Annotated in this window: 16 protein-coding genes; 11 read left to right on the top strand and 5 right to left on the bottom strand. The window is 66.3% G+C overall.

Going from position 1 to position 17,114, the window contains the following annotated elements:
- Window positions 1-73: 73 nt before the first annotated feature.
- The 8 genes from FOC84_RS18335 (at window position 74) to fes (ending at window position 9,183) form a co-directional block, all read left to right on the top strand.
- Window positions 74-1,042 carry a Bug family tripartite tricarboxylate transporter substrate binding protein gene (locus FOC84_RS18335; RefSeq protein ID WP_173145672.1) on the top strand — a complete coding sequence of 323 codons (969 nt, stop codon included), beginning with the start codon at window positions 74-76 and terminating at the stop codon, window positions 1,040-1,042.
- The gene (gene argE / locus FOC84_RS18340; RefSeq protein ID WP_173145673.1) at window positions 1,039-2,205 is read left to right on the top strand and encodes an acetylornithine deacetylase; all 1,167 of its coding nucleotides are present in this window, start codon (window positions 1,039-1,041) and stop codon (window positions 2,203-2,205) included. The genes FOC84_RS18335 and argE overlap by 4 nt, the downstream gene beginning before the upstream one ends.
- Window positions 2,202-2,870, top strand: a complete 669-nt coding sequence (locus tag FOC84_RS18345; RefSeq protein ID WP_173145674.1) for a substrate-binding domain-containing protein — start codon at window positions 2,202-2,204, stop codon at window positions 2,868-2,870. The genes argE and FOC84_RS18345 overlap by 4 nt, the downstream gene beginning before the upstream one ends.
- Before the next feature lie 230 nt (window positions 2,871-3,100).
- Complete coding sequence (locus FOC84_RS18350; RefSeq protein WP_254241700.1) at window positions 3,101-5,245, top strand: TonB-dependent receptor; 2,145 nt, start codon at window positions 3,101-3,103, stop codon at window positions 5,243-5,245.
- A 91-nt stretch (window positions 5,246-5,336) separates the two neighbouring features.
- Window positions 5,337-5,624, top strand: coding sequence for a hypothetical protein (locus tag FOC84_RS18355; protein WP_173145676.1), 288 nt, complete (start codon window positions 5,337-5,339; stop codon window positions 5,622-5,624).
- Window positions 5,611-5,901, top strand: a complete 291-nt coding sequence (locus FOC84_RS18360; protein WP_173145677.1) for a hypothetical protein — start codon at window positions 5,611-5,613, stop codon at window positions 5,899-5,901. The genes FOC84_RS18355 and FOC84_RS18360 overlap by 14 nt, the downstream gene beginning before the upstream one ends.
- Before the next feature lie 15 nt (window positions 5,902-5,916).
- Window positions 5,917-7,545: a PepSY-associated TM helix domain-containing protein gene (locus FOC84_RS18365; protein WP_173145678.1), complete on the top strand. Its 1,629-nt coding sequence runs from the start codon at window positions 5,917-5,919 to the stop codon at window positions 7,543-7,545.
- A 42-nt stretch (window positions 7,546-7,587) separates the two neighbouring features.
- Window positions 7,588-9,183, top strand: coding sequence for an enterochelin esterase (gene fes, locus FOC84_RS18370; RefSeq protein WP_254241701.1), 1,596 nt, complete (start codon window positions 7,588-7,590; stop codon window positions 9,181-9,183).
- A 27-nt stretch (window positions 9,184-9,210) separates the two neighbouring features.
- On the opposite strand, the gene FOC84_RS18375 is transcribed toward fes, so the two are convergent.
- Together FOC84_RS18375 and FOC84_RS18380 are read right to left on the bottom strand one after the other, a co-directional pair.
- Window positions 9,211-9,471 carry a winged helix-turn-helix transcriptional regulator gene (locus FOC84_RS18375; RefSeq protein WP_367949501.1) on the bottom strand — a complete coding sequence of 87 codons (261 nt, stop codon included), beginning with the start codon at window positions 9,469-9,471 and terminating at the stop codon, window positions 9,211-9,213.
- A gap of 111 nt (window positions 9,472-9,582) precedes the next feature.
- Window positions 9,583-11,940 carry a mechanosensitive ion channel domain-containing protein gene (locus FOC84_RS18380; protein ID WP_173150239.1) on the bottom strand — a complete coding sequence of 786 codons (2,358 nt, stop codon included), beginning with the start codon at window positions 11,938-11,940 and terminating at the stop codon, window positions 9,583-9,585.
- A gap of 298 nt (window positions 11,941-12,238) precedes the next feature.
- Between FOC84_RS18380 and FOC84_RS18385 the strand changes: the two genes are divergently transcribed.
- The 3 genes from FOC84_RS18385 (at window position 12,239) to FOC84_RS18395 (ending at window position 15,004) form a co-directional block, all read left to right on the top strand.
- The gene (locus FOC84_RS18385) at window positions 12,239-13,147 is read left to right on the top strand and encodes a LysR family transcriptional regulator (RefSeq protein WP_173145679.1); all 909 of its coding nucleotides are present in this window, start codon (window positions 12,239-12,241) and stop codon (window positions 13,145-13,147) included.
- 92 nt (window positions 13,148-13,239) lie between these two features.
- The gene (locus FOC84_RS18390; protein WP_173145680.1) at window positions 13,240-13,908 is read left to right on the top strand and encodes a DsbA family oxidoreductase; all 669 of its coding nucleotides are present in this window, start codon (window positions 13,240-13,242) and stop codon (window positions 13,906-13,908) included.
- An 82-nt stretch (window positions 13,909-13,990) separates the two neighbouring features.
- Window positions 13,991-15,004, top strand: coding sequence for a cyclase family protein (locus FOC84_RS18395; protein ID WP_173145681.1), 1,014 nt, complete (start codon window positions 13,991-13,993; stop codon window positions 15,002-15,004).
- A gap of 1 nt (window position 15,005) precedes the next feature.
- On the opposite strand, the gene FOC84_RS18400 is transcribed toward FOC84_RS18395, so the two are convergent.
- The 3 genes from FOC84_RS18400 to FOC84_RS18410 all read right to left on the bottom strand — a co-directional run bounded on the left by FOC84_RS18400 (window position 15,006) and on the right by FOC84_RS18410 (window position 17,068).
- Complete coding sequence (locus FOC84_RS18400; RefSeq protein WP_173145682.1) at window positions 15,006-15,617, bottom strand: TetR/AcrR family transcriptional regulator; 612 nt, start codon at window positions 15,615-15,617, stop codon at window positions 15,006-15,008.
- Window positions 15,614-16,234: an NAD(P)H-dependent oxidoreductase gene (locus FOC84_RS18405; RefSeq protein ID WP_173145683.1), complete on the bottom strand. Its 621-nt coding sequence runs from the start codon at window positions 16,232-16,234 to the stop codon at window positions 15,614-15,616. Before FOC84_RS18405 ends, FOC84_RS18400 begins: the two co-directional genes overlap by 4 nt.
- 126 nt (window positions 16,235-16,360) lie before the next feature.
- The gene (locus FOC84_RS18410; protein ID WP_173145684.1) at window positions 16,361-17,068 is read right to left on the bottom strand and encodes a GntR family transcriptional regulator; all 708 of its coding nucleotides are present in this window, start codon (window positions 17,066-17,068) and stop codon (window positions 16,361-16,363) included.
- Between the last annotated feature and the right edge of the window lie 46 nt (window positions 17,069-17,114).

Consider the following 17,114-nt stretch of genomic DNA (forward strand, 5'->3'; position numbering starts at 1 on the left):
CACGCGCGGGACGGATTGCGGCAACCAGGCAGGAAAGTGCTTCCAGCTTCAAAAAACCCAAGGGGAATGCCCAATGAAGCGACGCTGTTTTCTCAAGGTATGTGCTGTATCGATGGCCGCGGCGCCGGTGGTGGCGCGGGCCCAGGACCGCATCATCAGGATCGTGGTGCCGTTCGCGCCAGGAGGCTCTGGCGATCTGATTCCACGCATTGTTGCGCCGGCCATGTCGGAACGGCTGGGCATGACGGTGATCGTGGAGAACCGGGCCGGCGCTGGCGGCGTGATCGGCGCGACCTATGTGGCGCGCGCGCCGGCGGATGGGCTCACGCTGGGGGTGGCGACCGTCAGCACGCATGCGATACAGCCCGCCGTGCTGGCAAAGCCGCCGTACAACCCGCTGAAGGATTTCACGCCCATCTCCAATTTGGCTCGGGTGCCCAATGTGATTTCCATCAATCCGGGCCTGTCGGCGCAGGACATGGCCGAGTTCATCGTGCTGGCCAAGCAGCGCGGCGGCGATATCACCTACGGGTCGCCCGGCGTGGGATCGCTGGGGCACATGATGGGCGAACTGTTCGCCCAGGCCACGGGCGCGCCCATGCGGCATATTCCGTACCGTGGGGCCGGCCCGGCGTTGCAGGACGCCATCGCGGGCCACGTAGATGTGCTGTGCGACAACCTGCCCGCGTCATTGCCCCATATCCAGGGCAAGCGCTTGCGCGCGCTGGGGGTGGCCTGGCCCGGCAGGGTGGAGCAGTTGCCGGACGTTCCCACCTTTGCGCAGGTCGGTGTACAGGCGCTCAATGATCCTGCCTGGTTCGGACTGGTTGCGCCCGCGGGAACGCCCGCGGCTTTTGTGCAGCGTGTCAGCGAGGCGGCCGCGGCTGCGCTGAAAAATCCGGAGGTGGCCAGCCGGATCAGGCAGTTGGGCGCGGTGCCTCAAGGCGGCCAGCCGGAGGCATTCGCGGCCGATATCCAATCCGAACTGGATAAATGGCGCCGTGTCGCCAACGCCGGCAACATTTCCCTGGAGGCCAATTGACTGATCAATCTCTTGATTGCTCCAGCGAAACGCTAGCCTGGTTGGAATCGCTGATCGCCTGCCCCACCGTATCCGGCAGCCACTCCAACCTTGAGCTGCTGGCGCAGGCGGAATCGTTCCTGCGCAAGATTGGTTTCGCGGTGCGCTACACCTACAGCGAGGACCGCAAGCGTGCCAACCTGTACGCCAGCTTCGGGGGCAGCGTGGGCGGAATCCTGCTTTCCGGCCATACGGATGTCGTGCCGGTGGCGGGACAGGATTGGACTCGGGATCCGTTCCGCCTGACCGACGAAGGCGAACGGCTCTATGGCCGCGGCACGTGCGACATGAAGGGATTTCTCGCATGTGTGCTGGCGACCGTGGGTCGCCTGGGCAGCGGCAGGCTGGCCCGGCCCGTGCATATCGCGCTGACTTACGACGAAGAGATCGGCTGTGTCGGCGTGCGTGGGCTGCTGGCAGGCCTGCGGCAGCAAGGCATTCAGCCGTCCGCGTGCATCGTCGGCGAGCCGACCCGCATGGAGGTTGTGCGTGCGCACAAGGGCCGTCACTCCTGGCGCTGCAATGTCCGGGGCAGGGCAGAGCACTCGTCACTGAGCGGCACGGGCGTGAACGCCGCGGAGACGGCCTGCGTCCTCGCGGCGGAAGTCGCGGCGCAGGCCCAGGCATTGCAGTCCGCAAAACGTGACGAGGGCTTCTATGTGCCCTTCTCGACGATGGCGGTTTGCCGTGTGCATTCCGGACATGCATCGAATGTGATTCCCGAAGAGGCGGAGTTCGACTTTGATCTGCGGTTCCTGCCGGGCGTCGATCCCGACGCCGTATTGGCGCCCATCCATCAGCGCGCCGGGGAGCTTGAGCGGACGATGCGGCAAAGGGTTCCCGAATCGCAGGTGCTGCTGATGCAGCGCACATCGGTGCCTGCATTGGTGCCCAGGCCGGATACCGACATGCTGGTGGAAGCCTTGTTCCAGGCCGGAGCGCAAGTTGGCGGGCACGTTGCGTACACAACGGAAGGCGGGCTCTATCAGCAAGCGGGCATTCCGGCCTTGGTCTGCGGGCCAGGCGACATCAACCAAGCCCACACGGCGGATGAGTACATCCTGCGCAGCCAGCTCGGGATGTGTGAATCCGTGCTGGAGCGGTTGCTGGCAGGCGGGCCGTGATACGCATAGGTGCGGCGGAGGCGACTGCCTCCTGCCTTCTGCCGCCGCTGTTGGTCCGCTGGGCCCAAACGCATCCCGGCGTACCCATCCGACTGCGGGTCCTCAGCGCTGAAGCCATTTGCGCCGGCTTGCGGGAGAACGAGCTGGATATCGGCTTCACGCATGGTGCCGTCGGGATGGCGGGATTGCTCGCTCGTCGCTGGATGAACGAAGCCTGGCTGGTCGTCGCGCGGCCGCAGCATCCCCTGGCGCAGGGCGTGGGGCCGATATCGCTGGACATGCTGCGCCAGGCCCAATGGGCCTGGCTGGCGGCATCGGAAACCGCCCAGGATGCGGTACGGCAGAGATTCGAGCATGGCGTTGGCGCCTTGGACGTGGCGCTCGGATTGGGTTCGGTCCAGGCAGTGATAGCCATCGTGCAGAACAGCGATCTGCTGGCATTCCTGCCGCGCCACGCCGTACAGCCCGCCCTGCATCGAGACGCCCTGACTGCGCTGGAAACGGAGGGCACGCCGCTGAGCCTATCGCTTGAAATGCTCACGCGCCCGGACCTGCGGCTGTCTGGGCCGGTGGCGGGTTTCCTGGACTTTTGCCACGCAGAGGTCGCCGAACTTTCGTCCACGGCCAGCTGCGGGGCGGTGAGAACGCTTGCCTGGCCGGGTTGAAGGCAGGCCCGACGCAGCCTATGCCAAAAAGACGGAAAAATTCATCGTGAAAAAGTCAATCAAAAAAATATAGATCGTTGATTCTTATTGAATTGCTCCGCCAATTTGAATGAGTTCCGGCGTGGAATGCCCGATTCTTCAGCGCATTGTGGTTTTCTAAATATATAATTCATCTGATAAGCATTCGCATTTAGATATCGGATGGATGAATTGTGCCCAAGAAAACTCAGTTGACAATCGCGCTGTGCGTCCAGTGCTTCAGCCCAGCCGTTGCGCTGTCTTTGATTCTTCCCGCCAGCGCCAGCGCTCAGACCACGACGCTGCAGCCCGTCACCGTGACCGCGGGTTCGGTATCTGAGGAGGCCTTGCCCGCGCCTTATGCCGGCGGGCAGGTGGCGCAGGGTGCGCGCCTGGGTCTGATGGGCAATCAGGACGTGATGGACACGCCGTTCAACGTCACCAGCTATACCTCCGAGCTGATCCAGAATCAGCAGGCGCGTACCCTGGCGGACGTCATGGCCAACGATCCTTCCGTGCGGTTCACGACGTCGAGCGGGCATGCCTATGAGAACTTCCGGATCCGCGGCTTCGACGTCAACCAGAACGATGTGGCGATCAATGGCATGTACGGCCTGGCGCCCATGGGCCGCACGCCGCTAGAGTTCGTCGAGCGGGTGGAGGTGCTGAAAGGCCCGAATGCCTTGTTCAGCGGCATGGCGCCCAGCGGCGCGGTGGGCGGCACGATCAACCTGGTGCCCAAGCGGGCGGAAGACACGCCCAACGCCACCTTCGGCGTGAACTGGCAGGCCGACGGCCAGCTGGGCACGACCATCGATGCCGGCCGCCGCTTCGGCTCCGCCAATGAATGGGGCGCGCGCGTCAACGGCTCGTTCAGCGACGGCGCCACCACGCTGGACGGCCAATCCAGAAAACGTGAGTTCCTGTCCGCCGGGCTGGATTATCGCGGCAGCGCCTTGAGCGCGTCGATAGACGCTTACCACAGCCAGGAGTCGTTCTCGGGCGGCACGCCGGCCATGTTCTGGTTCGGCGGCTCCGTCGTTCCGGAGGCGCCCGATCCCCGCATCAACCAGTTCAGCACCGGCAATGGCAGCATCCAGAGCAACGCCGTCGTGGCGCGCGCCGAGTACCGCTTCAATGACAGCGTATCGGCCTTCGCTGGCGTGGGTAGGCGCGACAGCCATCAATCGGGCCTGATCAATGGCACCCACGCGCGGCAGATCGACGCCAACGGCAATTTCACTGGCTCCATCATCGGCCAGCGCGCCTACACGGACGCCACCTCGGCCGAAGCGGGTTTGCGCTCGCGCTTCAACACGGGCAGCGTGCGGCACGAGCTGGTGCTCCAGGCCTCCTTGCTGAAGCTGGAAGACGGGTCGGCCACCGGCACCGCATCGACCTTCAAGTCCAACATTTACGACCCGATCACGCCGGTCATGCCGGCCGTGCCCGGCAGCGCGCCCAAGACGGCGGAGAACACGCTGTCCAGCCTGGCGCTGGTGGACACCATGTCCTTCTTCGACGACAAGCTGCTCCTGACCGGCGGCCTGCGCAACCAGCGCGTGAAGACCACCAACTTCGACAAGACAGGCAAGACGACGGCGCGCTATGACGAGGACGCCGTGACGCCCGCCGTGGCCATCGTCGTCAAGCCCTGGGGACCGGATGTCTCCCTGTATGCCAACTACGTGCAGGGCCTGAGCAAGGGCGATAGCGTCACGGACACCACGGCCAGCAACTATGGCCAGGTGTTCGCGCCCTACAAGACCAAGCAGCAGGAGCTGGGCGTCAAATGGAACGCCGGCACTTTCACCAATACCCTGGCGTTCTTCCAGATCGACAAACCCATGCTGGTCACGGAGGGTTCCACGGCCAAGCCTACGTATGCGGACGGCGGCGAAAAGCGGGTACGCGGCGTGGAATGGAACACGTTCGGCGAGCTGGCCCCAGGTGTGCGCGTGCTGGGCGGCGTCACCTATACGCAAGGCACGCAGGTCAAGACCTCGTATGGCCGCTATGACGGCAACACCGCGGTGGGCGCGCCGCGTTGGCAGGCCAATACCGGGTTGGAATGGGACATGCCCTGGGTACCCGGCCTGACGCTGAGCGGGCGCGTGCAGGCGACCTCGAGCCAATACGCGGATGCCGCCAACAAGCTGCAGATTCCGGGTTGGGGCCAACTGGACCTGGGCGCCCGCTACGCCACGCAGGTCAACGGCCGTGACGTGGTGCTGCGCCTGAACGTCAACAACGTGTTCGACAAACACTACTACGCCGGCAGTTTCAGCGACACGACGCCTATCGTGACGCTGGGTCCGGCGCGCACCGTGACTGCCTCCGCCAGCATCAGTTTCTGAACGCGGGCTGCGCTGTCCGCCCCTGTACCGGACAGCCGATCCGCCGCAGGGGCTGGCAGGCAGGTATCGGGGATTTCATCCAGGGATGACCATGGAAGTCCTAACTCTTCTCAGCCTGGCCAGCCTGTTCCTGGGCTGCTTCTGTATCTATCGCGCTTCGCCCAATCAGCGATGGGGCGTGGCGCCTTGGCCGGCCCTGTCCGCCCGCGCCGCGGGCGTCCTGCTGCTGGCGCTGGGAGGTTGGGGCTGCCTGCGCGCATTCTCTGCCGTTGCCGCCGTGTTCGTGTTCTGCACGGCCTTGATGCTGTTCTTCAGCCTGATGCCATATCTGGGCGTGCTGGCGGGCCTGCGCGGAAGCGATACCCATGAAGCCTGCTAAGCCCGCGCCGATCCGGCGCGACTGGATCTCCAAGAGCCTGGCGGGCGTGCTGCTGGGTTTCGCGCTGGCCATGGGCGCCAGCGCGGCGCTTGCCGCGTTGACTGCGGGCATTCCCTTGGCGACGCGCTCGCAGCTGGCCATGTGGCTGGTGCCGCCGGTCTGGCTGGGCATCGCGAGCGCCGTCTACTTCTTCGCCAGCGGCCTGCGCGCCTGGATCTGGCTGGGCGGCGCTTGCGCGCTGCTTTATGGCGGGCTGTTTTTCGCCAAGGCGATCTGAGGAGAGTCCGCGACCATGAGAGCCGACTACATACGCATCTACAAATCCGTCCATACCTGGACGGGTATCCTGACCGGCATGGCGTTGTTCATCGCGTTCTACGCCGGCGCGCTGACCATATTCAAGGAACCGCTTACCCGTTGGGCGACGCCGCCCGCGGCCGTCTCGCCGGTGCCGCTGGAAGAGGCGCCCGGCCTCATCGCCAGGACCCTGCAAGCGCGGCCGGATGTGGCCAAGGGGTTCAGTATCCAACTGCAGGACGCTGAAAACGTGCCGGCCCGCATGGGCTGGGAAGTCCGTGACGGGCAGGCCGACGACCACGATGAATCGTCGATCCGCCACTATGTTGCCTATCTGGATGCGGGCGGCGAGTTGCGGCTGGAGGAGTCCGCACCCAGCGGGCTGATGCCGTTCATCGACGTGCTGCACCGCGTGGTGGGCCTGCCCGCGGACAGCGATCCCAACCGCTGGTTAATGGGCATCATCGCATCGCTCTATGCAATCGCCCTGGTATCGGGGGTGATCGTGCTGTTGCCGTCGCTGGTCAAGGACTTCTTCGCCTTGCGGGTCGGCAAGAACCTGAAGCGCATGTGGCTGGATGCGCACAACGTGGTGGGCATCGTGTCGCTGCCATTTCACATCATCATGGCGCTCAGCTCCGTGGTGTTCGCGTTTCACGACGGGATCTATGACCTGCAGGACAAGCTGATGTACGAAGGCAAGCTGGGATCCGTTTTCCAGCGCTCCGGCGGCGGCGCGCCGGCCGGAGAGGCCAGGAATCCCGCAGACATGCTGACGCCCGTGCAACTGGCAGCCCAGGCGCGCAGCCTGGCGCCAGGCTTTGAGCCGAGTGCGCTGCAGTACCAGCAAGTCACCAGCCCGCGCGCCATCGTGCGCGTCTGGGGCAAGGACGACAGCGCGGTGTCGCCGCGGGCGCGGGGCGGTTTCGTGGCGCTGGACCCCTACACCGGCAAGGTGCTCAACCGCGACTATCTGCCGGGCGGGCAGGATGCGCCCAACCTCTGGGTCAGCAGCTTCTTCGCGCTGCACATGGCTTCCTTCGGCGGCGCGGCGGTGCAGTGGCTCTATTTCCTGCTTGGACTGGCGGGCGCCTGGCTGTTCTATAGCGGCAATCTGCTGTGGATAGAAACCCGCCGCAAGCGCGCCAACCGGCAGACCGGCGAGATTCCGGTGCAGCGCTTGGATACGCGGCTGATGGCGTCGGCGACCGTGGGCGTCTGTCTCGGGTGCGTGTGCGGCATTTCCTTGATGATGGTGGCGTCCAAATGGCTGAGCGGGCATGTGAGCGATCTGAATGCCTGGCTCCAAGGGCTGTACTACGCGGCGTTCTTCGCCAGCGTGGCCTGGGCTTTTCTGCGCGGGGGCGCGGCGGCGGGGGTACACCTGCTATGGCTGGCGGCGGCGTTGACGCTGGCGATACCGGCGACTTCGCTGGTGGGCGGCCTGTTTCCCGCCTCCGGGCTTTGGGCGCACGCGTCCGCCGCGGCGCTGGCAGTGGATGCGACGGCCTTGGCGGCAGCGCTGGGGTTTGCCTGGATGGCGAAGGTCAGCGCGCGCAGGATCGGCCAGGGCGACGCCGACAGCGCATGGGCGCCGAGGCGGCTTGCCGCGCGCGAGGGATAGCGGATCGCGGCGCCCATGTCTTGAACAAATGAATGGATGAACATGCGTAAAAAGAACAGCTTGGAATGGCGGGATTGGATGTCGTCGGCGGCGCTGGCGGTTTCCTTGATGGGCGTGGCGCCGGGCATGGCAGCGGCACAGTCCAAGCAGGGCGCCGTGACGCCCGAGGCCCGAGTAGACGAACGGATTTCCCTGCAAAAGGGAGAGTTCCTGGCGGGAACCTGGGCCGCCGATTCCGGCGTGACCCTGGATCTGTTGGACAGCGCCGGGCAGCAAGTGCGCCGGCTGAGTGACGCGGAGAAGCCGGCCGGAACCTTGATGCTGGTGGCGCCGGCAGACGGCCTCTACACCGTGCGCGCGCAGGGCCAGGGCGTGTTCCGGTGGGCCGTGACGGAACGCCTGCCCCTTGCGGAACAGCGTGCGCCCGCGCCGGCGCTCGAGAGCCCGCGCCTGGCCGCGCTGGCGGCGACGCTGGCCGGGGGCGGCACGACGGATGCCTTCTGGGATGAGGTGGCGCGGCGCGGCACGCCGCTGGTCGAGGCCGTGGACGCCAGGCATGACCGCGTCACATTCCTGTGGCGGGGCGCCGAACGCAATGTGCGCCTGTTCGGCGGACCATCGTCGGACCATGCGCAGTTGGCGCGCCTGGGCAATTCCGATGTCTGGCATGCCAGCTTTGTCGTACCCCGATCCACGCGTCTGTCATATCGCCTGGCGCCCGATGTGCCGGAGCTCCCAGGCTCAGGGATGGCGCGGCGCCGCGCCATCCTGGCCACGGCGCAGGCCGATCCGAACAACGCCAAGGCATATCCCGCGCGGGGCGTCGACGCGTACCAAACCTATTCCATGCTGGAACTGGCGGAAGCGCCGCCGCAGTCCTGGGTCGAACCCCGCGCGGGCGTGCGGCAGGGAACGGTCGAGACCCTGGAGCTGCGCAGCGATCTCATGCGCAACACGCGCAAGATCCACCTGTACCGTCCTGCGGGCTGGCAGCCTGGCGCCGCCAACAATCACGTCTTGGTGCTGTTCGATGCCGGCGCCTATCTGGGCCGCGTGCCTACGCCCACCATTCTGGACAACATGATCGCCGCGGGCGTCATTCCGCCGACGGCGGCGCTGCTCATCGACAACCCCACGGCGGAATCCCGCAGCCAGGAATTGCCGCCCAACCCAGACTTTGCAGACTTCCTCGCGAAAGAGTTGATGCCGTGGGCGCGCAAGCAAGGCATCAACGCGCCTGCCGCGCGCACCGTCATCGGCGGGTCCAGCTACGGCGGACTGGCGTCGGCCTATGCGGCGTTGCGCCACCCCGAGGTCTTCGGCAACGTGCTCAGCCAGTCCGGTTCCTATTGGTGGTCGCCCGCGGGCGAGGAGGACCAGTGGCTGACGCGGCAGTTCGTCGCGGTGCGCAAGCTGCCGGTGCGCTTTTTTCTCGGCGCCGGCCTGTTCGAATCCGGACGCGGCGGTCAGCCGGGCATCCTGGAGACCAACCGGCATCTGCGGGACGTGCTGCGCGCCAAGGGCTATCTGGTGACGCACCGCGAGGTGGCGGGCGGGCACGATTACCTGGTCTGGCGCGGGACGTTGTCGGATGGCTTGCTGGATTTGATCGGCACCGGCAAGCAGGGCGGCGGATAAACCCGGCTTGAACGCTGGCAGGGCTGCTCAGCGGGCGTCTTCGGACGCCTCGCCGTTCTCATCCCACCAGTCGCCCAGCGCATCCAGCAGCGGCACGAGCGTTCTTCCGGAAGACGTGAGCTCGTATTCCACGCGCCGCGGATAACCGTCGAAATCGGTGCACTGGACGATGCCGGCCAACTCCAGCTTGCGCAGCTCCAGCGTCAGCATCCGATGCGAGATGGTCGGATTGTCGCGGCGCAGGTCGCTGAAGCGCTTGGTGCCTTCCTTGAGGTAGTAGATCAGCAGCGCCGGCCACCTGCCGCTCTATTCGGGGCTATGCAAGGGCCATGTGCCGCTGGAAACGTTGATCGCCACGTACGGGAAGTAGGCGGGCACGCCGAAGCGTGCCGCGCGCCGCTACGCGCGGGGCGCTTCGCCCTCTTCACGCGCCTCGAGCTCGTTGCCCAGCACTTCGGCCGAATCCTCGCCGCGCGGCGCGGGTTCCAGCGGGCGCCGGGTATGCCCGGCCGCGCGGGCGTCCCCGCCTTCGTCGGGGCGCTCGGATTGCACGAAGACATTCGCCGGCGGCGCGTAGCCCCGCTTGTCCTGGCCGAAGTACACCACGGTGTGCGGGTAGGGAAGCTCGATGCCGGCGGCGTCGAAGTGCTTCTTCAGGAGCCGGTTGTAGCCGCGCTGCACGGCCCACTGCATGCCCGGCGTGGTCTTGATCAGGATCCGGATGGTCACGCCCTTCTCGTTGACCGCGGTGACGCCGGCCACCGTGATGTCTTCCAGGATCTCGGGTCCCAGCACGGTGTCGGTCATCAGTTCGGCGAAGGCGGCGCGCAGATGCACGATCGCGTCGTCCACGCTTTCGCGGTGCGCGATGGTGTATTCGCCCAGGTGGTACGAGAAGTCGCGCATGTGGTTGGCGACGACGTCCACCGACGAGAACGGCACCAGATGGTAGCCGCCGTCCAGCGTGCGGATGCCGACCGAGCGTATCGTCATCTTTTCGACCGTGCCGAACACGCCCGCGACTTGCACCACGTCGTTCTCGTTCATGCCGTTTTCAAGCTGGATGAAGATGCCCGTGATGATGTCCTGGACCAGCTTCTGCGCGCCGAAGCCGATGGCCAGGCCGACCACGCCGGCGCCGGCGATCAGCGGTCCGACGTCGATGCCGATCTGCGACAGCAGCACCATCAGCGTCATCGTCACGATGACGATCAGCGCGGCGTTGCGGAACAGCGCCAGCAGCGTGCGCTCGCGCGCGCTGGGCATGCCGCGCCCTTCGCTCTGGCTGAGGCGGTGCTCGATGATGCTGGCGATCACGGTCCAAGCCAGGGCCGCGATCAGCAGCACGATGACGATGTTCACCGTCATCTTGATGGCCGCGCCGCCGGCATCCGAAGCCAGCCATCGCGACAGGTCGAAGGCGCGCCACGCGTCGAGCACCAGCAGCACCAGGACGATGCGGATGATCAGGCCGACCAGTTTCAACGTGGCGGGCACATAGGCGTTGACGCGCGCTTCCAGCAAGGGCAGGCGCTTGCGCAGGTCGTCCGGCAACCGGATGGGCTTGGCCAGCACGGCGTTCAGGAACAGGATCGACAGGCTGCCCACGCCGATCACCAGCAGCGTCTGCGCGGTGGCGCGGGCCATGAAGGGCAGCGCGTTGGTCGGGTCCACCTGGCTGACCACCAGCAGGATGGTGAAATAGCCGATGCCCAACACATGCCACACGCGCGCCAGGATGTGCAGCCGCGAGCCCATGAACGTCGTCGCGTTGGCGGCGCGCCGGTCCAGGTGTCCGCGCACCGTCTGGCGGTTGCGCCAGATGACGCGTACCGCGTACACGTACACCGCCAGCATGATCAGCAGATTGGCCAGCCGGCCCAGCGCGGGCGACAGCGAGGCCGACACCACCGGATCGATCAGCAGCGTGCCGTAGCCCGCTGCGGTGGCGATGCGCAGCAGCCACGTATTCCAATACCTGGCGTTTTCGTCCGTCATGGGCAAAAGGCGCAGGTGCGGATGCCTCACGGCGAACACCGTGCGGATCAGTACCTTGACGAGCTCGACCGACACGAAGGCTCGCAGGAACACCGCCGCCAGCGTGTCCAGCGTGCCGCGCCCGGGCGTACCCCACAGCGCCGCGGCGCCGCCCGCCATCGCGGCGAGCAGCACCACGCCCGCATCGATGGCCAGCGCGCCCACGATGGCGCCCGCGCGGCGGGACAGCACGCGCATGGAGGCCGGCGCGCCGCGCCTGGGCGGCGTTTCGGGGGCGTGGCGCAGCTCGGCGACCCAACGGTCGATGCGTCCGTAGACATACATGGCGATCATCCGCAGCAGGATGAAGGCGAGGATGGTGGCGGCCGCGGCCAGGGCGAGAGGCTTCAAGGCATGGCCTGCGGCGCTGCTGTCCATGCGCAGGCTGCTGCCCGAGGCCAGTGCGCGCATGTCTTCGACGCCCTGGCCCATGTCGGTCGCGAGGCCCGTCAGGAAGCGCTGGACGTTATCGGCCATGCGTTCCTGCAAGCCGGGTTCGGCGGGCTGCGCGGGCGCCGCGCCTGCGGGGCGCGAGGCGGCGGGTTTTGCGCCGGACGCCTGCGCCCGCAGTTCATCCACCAGCGCCTTGCGCGCTTCGGGATTTTCCAGCAAGTCCGCCAGGGCGGCTGGAGTCAGCGCCGCTGCGGCTGCGGGGGGCGTCTGTGCGAGTAGCGGCGTTGCGGCCTTGGCTTGCCAGGTGAAAAACAGGCAACTCAGCATCGCAGCCAGCAACAAGGCCGCCAGCCAGGGCCTTTCCCGCCAGCGCCGCCAGAGGCTTACGGCGTGAAGGCGGGGCGGGAAAGGGATCGATGCGGTCGTTGCGGATCTCACCACTAGAGAATCTCCTGTGTGATCTGGGCCAGAAAAAGGCGGCGCGTGATCGCGGTCGCAACGCCGCCGCAGGTTCGATGATAAAGGCGCCGCGGCGCGAACCGTGCCTGTCGCACTGGAGCCGCTCGTTTGGCGAATACTCGATATGCCTGGAAAATCCCGGAATTCGTCTCCATTCGTTACCTTTATGGACACCTTCAACTACATGCGCGCCTTCCGGCGCATCGTCGAACTGGGCAGCCTGGCCAAGGCGGCCGAGGATCTGGACATGTCGTCCGCCGGCCTCAGCAAGCAGCTGCGCGCCTTGGAGGCCCACCTGGGCGCCGTGCTGATCCAGCGCACCACCCGCAAGATGAGCCTGACCGACACGGGCGCGGCTTACTACGCCGAGTGCTGCCGGCTACTCGACGAATTGGATGCGCTGGAAAAATCCGTCAAGCGGGAGTCCCGCCTGGTGTCGGGGAGGCTGCGCGTGAACGCGCCGGTCTCGTTCGCCTTGAGCGTGCTGTCGCCGCTGCTGGCGCGTTTTCTGCGCCAGTATCCCGAGCTGCGGCTGGACCTGGCGATGGAAGACCGGCTGGTCGACGCGGTGGGGCAGGGCTTTGACGTATCGATCCGGCTGCGGGCCCAGCTGGACGATTCTTCGCTGATCGCGCGCCGGCTGGCGTCGCTGACGCAGGTGCTGTGCGCGGCGCCGTCCTACCTTGACAGCCGCGGCCGTCCCGACAGCGTGGACGCGCTGCGCGGGCATGACCTCCTCAGCTATACCTTGGCCGAAAGCCCCGGCGCGGTTGCGGACGAGGACGCCGGCCAGCAGGCGGACCCGTTTGCCGGACCCGCCCTGGCGCAGGTCAACAACAGCCTGATGCTGAGGGATCTGCTGGAAGCGGGGCTGGGCATAGGCGCGCTGCCGTCGTTCCTGGCCGCGCCCGCGATCGCCTGCGGCAGGCTCGCGCGCGTCTTGCCGCAGCTGCCCGCCGCGCCACGCCACGTCTACGCGGTCTATCCGACCAGCCGCCACCTGCAGCCCAAGGTCAAGGCCTTCGTGGATTTCATGGTGGAGCATCTGCCGGCGGCCATGCGCGGCGATTGTTGACGCCCAGCGAATAAAGTCCTGCCGGCGGACACCTTACTCCCGCGCCGGCCCGTCCTTAAGCTGGCGTCCATTGAAACGAGATGGACGCCATCATGACTTCTGTACCCGATCACGCACCCGCCGCGCCGCTCACCGTGGACTTCTTCCATGACGTGGTTTGCGGCTGGTGCTATGTCATGTCTCCCCGCCTGCGCCAGGTGGCCGCCGAACTGGGCATTGCCGTGCGCCAGCGCAGTTTCGTGTTGCAGGAGTCGCCTGAACAGATGTGCCAGGTGTTCGGTTCGATGCCGCGCGCCAAGCAGGTGATCCTGGGCCACTGGGAAGCCTGCGCCCGCCATGAGGACCAGTCCCGCATCGACGTCGAGGGCATGCGCGCCGAACCATTCGACTATCCCAGCGGCATGGCCGGGGCGCTGGCTTGCCAGGCCGCGCATCTGCTGGCCGGCGACGCGGGCCATTGGGACATGTTCGATGCGATCCAGCAAGCCCACCTGAGCGAGCACCGCAATGTCGGCGATGGCGCCGTGCTGTTGGACATTGCCGCCGGGCTGGGCCATGACCGTGACGAATTCGCCGCCCTCATGCAGGGCGAGGAGGCGCTGCAACGCGTGCAGGCCGACCGCGCCGCCGCCGCGCGGCTGGCCATCGACTCCATTCCCACGCTGATCGCCGGGCCGCACCGGGCTCGTCTGCGCACCATGTCGACGGCCGATCTGCGGGACAGGCTGCAGGCGCTGATACCGGGGCCGGCCGAGGCTTGAGCGCCGCGCGTCGCTGCCCACGTTTTCCCTTCTTTCCATTTTTTCCGTCCGCAGGACGGGAGCTACACGCACAAGGTGCATCATGACTATCCGCTACACCCGCAAATTGCTTGGCCTGGTAATGGGCGCCGCCCTCAGCCTCAATGTGCTCGCGCACGGTGCGCCCGCCCGGGCGCCGGCCTCCGGACAGGAGGTGGGCGTGAGCCCCTGGGGCCCCGACGATGAGATCGGCCGCCTCAACCTGATCACGCCCGAATCGCGCGCCGCGGTCATGTCACGCGTGGCCGGCGGCAAGGTCTATGACCTGGCCACGGAATACTACATGGGCATGCCCAGCTGGCAGGACGCGGGCGATCCCCGCTACCAATTCTGGATGACGCACACGCCGCACGGCACCGAAGTCGATGACCCCATGGGCGTGGGCAAGGACATGAACGCCACGCGCAGCTACACCGGCACGGCGTTCTCGATGTACAGCCACACCGGCACGCACATCGATGCGCTCAACCATTTCGGCATCCACGGCAAGATCTGGAACGGCTTCCGTGCCGACGAGCATCTGGGCGACCGCGGCTGGAAACGCACGGGCATCGAGAAATTCCCGCCCCTGGTGGCGCGCGGCGTCTTGATCGACGTGGCCGCGCTCAAGGGCGTGGACATGCTGCCCGACCAGTACCGCATTACTCGGCAGGATCTGAAGGCCGCGCTGGCGCGCCAGAAGACCGAACTGCGCGAGGGCGACATCGTGCTGATCCGCACCGGCCGCATGAAGCTGTACAACGATCCGGCAGCCTACATGGCCAAGCCGCCGGGCATGGGGCTGGACGCGGCGCGTTATCTGGTCGAGGAGGGCGGCGCCATGATCCTGGGCGCGGACAACCTCAGTTTCGAGACCTTCCCGTCCGAGGTGTCTGACGACTATGTGCCGCTGCACACCTATCTGCTGGCGCAGAAGGGCGTGCCCATCATCGAGCTGGCGGCGCTGGACGAGCTGTCGCGCGACCAAGTCTATGAGTTCGCCTTCATCGGCGGGCCGCTGAAGATCCGTGGCGGCGATGCGGCGCCACTGCGTCCGGTGGCGATGCCGCTGCGCTGAATTACTTGCTGCGCTTGACCATCGCCACGATGGTCTGCATCAATTCGTCGCGCGCCTGTTCCATGCCGATGTCCTGGGCCACGGCCGCATGCGCCAGGCCGTCGGCCGCGCCGAGCATCGCCCACATGCCGGCCTGCGCAATGCCCGCGGGTCCGGCGTAAGGCGCAAGTATGGCCTGACATTTCTTGATGAAGGCCAACTGGTATTGATGCTTGACCGCCGCCAGTTCCGGCGAGCCGCCCAGCGCGGCCAGCACGCCGGGAATCTCGCGTCCCTGGGTCATGACGCATTCGATGTAGCCCGCTGCGATGACCCGGGCTTTTTCCTTCAGGACCGGCTTGCTGGCGGCGATCGCGGCGTCGATGAGCGCGGTCTGGCGGACGTCGAAGTCCTGGTACAGCGCCACCAGCAGTCCGTTGCGCGTGCCGAAGTGGTCGTAGGCCACGGGTTTGGTGATGCCGGCCTCCGCGGCCAGCCGTCCCAGCGTCAGCGCGTCCGTGCCTTCGCCGCTGATCAGCTTCCAGGCGACGTCCAGCAACTGGCGCTGGCGTTCGTCGCGGGACAGGCGGCGCTGCGGGACGGCTTTGGCGGTGCTAGTCGGTTTTGTGGTCATGCTTGGACTTCCTCCTCGCGGATTACAGCACGCGAGGAGAAAATCTTCTGGCCTATGGTTCGGGCGGCGTCGAGATGCGCGGCGGGAAAGCCCGCGTCCGAAGGCAGCAGCAATTCCGAGGTGGCGACGTTGGCGCCGCAGTAGCCGAAGATGCCGTGGTCGATCTGCGTCTTCATGGCGCCGAAGTAGCCGTGCCGCGCATAAGTGCGTTGGTTGGCCCCGCCCAGCGCGACCAGATGCACGTCGAGGTGTTGCAGCTTCTTGACCAGCTTGCCGTCCGCGTCTTCGTAGGCCCAGCCTTGCGTGAACACCCGGTCGATCCAGCCCTTGAGCAAGCCCGGGAAAGACCACCAGTACACGGGGTAGACCAGCACCAGCGCATCCGCGCGTTCGAGCCGCGCATGTTCCGCGGCGACTTCCGGGAGCGGCTCTCCCTTGCCCATGGCCAGCGCGGTGTCCGGCTGGGTGAATCTCGGGTCGAAATCTTCCGCGGCCAGGTCGGCGACTTCGAAAGTGTGCCGGGCATCGGCGGCGGAAATTCCGTCCGCGATCTGTCGTGCGACCGCATGGGTCAACGAGGCAGGATCGGGATGTGCGACAACGATGAGCGCATGCATGGCGTATCCACTTCATCAAAATAATTAACCTACCGATAGTAACTTACTTTTGGTAGGTTGTGATTTTGACGTGAAAGGCGGGGCTGTTCCCAGAGAGGCAGCCAGTCCCGTGGAATGCGGGGCGCCCTAGTGGCTGGGAATCTGCGCCAGCACGAGCTGGGTGGTCTGGCGCAGGTGCTGGGCCAGCAGTTCGGCGGCAGTGTCGGCGTCGCGGGCAAGCGCGGCTTCCAGCAGCTTGCGGTGTTCGTCGGCGACGTTGCGTTCCTTGCCCTTTTTCGAGGCGGGGGCGCTTTTGGTTCCGGCATTCAGCTGCACCGACAGGTAGCGGTAACGCGCGGTCTGGTCGCGCAGCAACTCGGCGATGGCGATGAGCGACTTTGAATCGCTGCCGCTGATCAGCGCCGAATGGAAGGAGGAATGCGCTTGTTCCCACTCGGCCGACAGCCCGGATCCGTCCGCCGCATGCAGGGGCAGGCGGCTCAGGCGGTAGTGCGCGCCGGCCAGCCGCTCTTCCCAGTCCAGGCTGCCGCGCGCAATGGCGCGGCGCAGCGCTTCGCATTCGATATGGATCCGGGTTTCGGTGATGTCGAGCAGTTCTTCCGCCGACACGTCCGCCACGCGGAAGCCGCGCTGGTCTTCCGCGACCACGAATCCGCTGGTGGCCAGGCGCGAAAGCGCCTCCCGCAGCGGGATGGCCCCGCTGTCGTAGCGTTCGCAGAGATCCTTGATGCGCAGACGCGCCCCGGGAGGCAGGCTGCCCGTGATGATGTCTGCGCGGATGTCATTGGCCAGGGCCGATGCCGCGGTCCGGAATGGGGTGGAAACGGAAGTCATGCGAAACGATAAGGTTTTTATCTATGAACCTCAAGTTATCCAGGGA

Source organism: Achromobacter pestifer (assembly GCF_013267355.1).
GTDB classification, from domain to species: Bacteria; Pseudomonadota; Gammaproteobacteria; order Burkholderiales; family Burkholderiaceae_B; genus Achromobacter; species Achromobacter pestifer_A.

What these genes read in the sequence shown, in the direction of transcription:
- FOC84_RS18335 (WP_173145672.1), top strand. Translation starts at nt 74, where the DNA reads ATGAAGCGACGCTGTTTTCTCAAGGTATGTGCTGTATCGATGGCCGCG.
- FOC84_RS18355 (WP_173145676.1), top strand. Translation starts at nt 5,337, where the DNA reads ATGGAAGTCCTAACTCTTCTCAGCCTGGCCAGCCTGTTCCTGGGCTGC.
- FOC84_RS18360 (WP_173145677.1), top strand. Translation starts at nt 5,611, where the DNA reads ATGAAGCCTGCTAAGCCCGCGCCGATCCGGCGCGACTGGATCTCCAAG.
- FOC84_RS18365 (WP_173145678.1), top strand. Translation starts at nt 5,917, where the DNA reads ATGAGAGCCGACTACATACGCATCTACAAATCCGTCCATACCTGGACG.
- fes (WP_254241701.1), top strand. Translation starts at nt 7,588, where the DNA reads ATGCGTAAAAAGAACAGCTTGGAATGGCGGGATTGGATGTCGTCGGCG.
- FOC84_RS18380 (WP_173150239.1), bottom strand. Translation starts at nt 11,940, where the DNA reads ATGCTGAGTTGCCTGTTTTTCACCTGGCAAGCCAAGGCCGCAACGCCG.
- FOC84_RS18385 (WP_173145679.1), top strand. Translation starts at nt 12,239, where the DNA reads ATGGACACCTTCAACTACATGCGCGCCTTCCGGCGCATCGTCGAACTG.
- FOC84_RS18390 (WP_173145680.1), top strand. Translation starts at nt 13,240, where the DNA reads ATGACTTCTGTACCCGATCACGCACCCGCCGCGCCGCTCACCGTGGAC.
- FOC84_RS18395 (WP_173145681.1), top strand. Translation starts at nt 13,991, where the DNA reads ATGACTATCCGCTACACCCGCAAATTGCTTGGCCTGGTAATGGGCGCC.
- FOC84_RS18400 (WP_173145682.1), bottom strand. Translation starts at nt 15,617, where the DNA reads ATGACCACAAAACCGACTAGCACCGCCAAAGCCGTCCCGCAGCGCCGC.
- FOC84_RS18405 (WP_173145683.1), bottom strand. Translation starts at nt 16,234, where the DNA reads ATGCATGCGCTCATCGTTGTCGCACATCCCGATCCTGCCTCGTTGACC.
- FOC84_RS18410 (WP_173145684.1), bottom strand. Translation starts at nt 17,068, where the DNA reads ATGACTTCCGTTTCCACCCCATTCCGGACCGCGGCATCGGCCCTGGCC.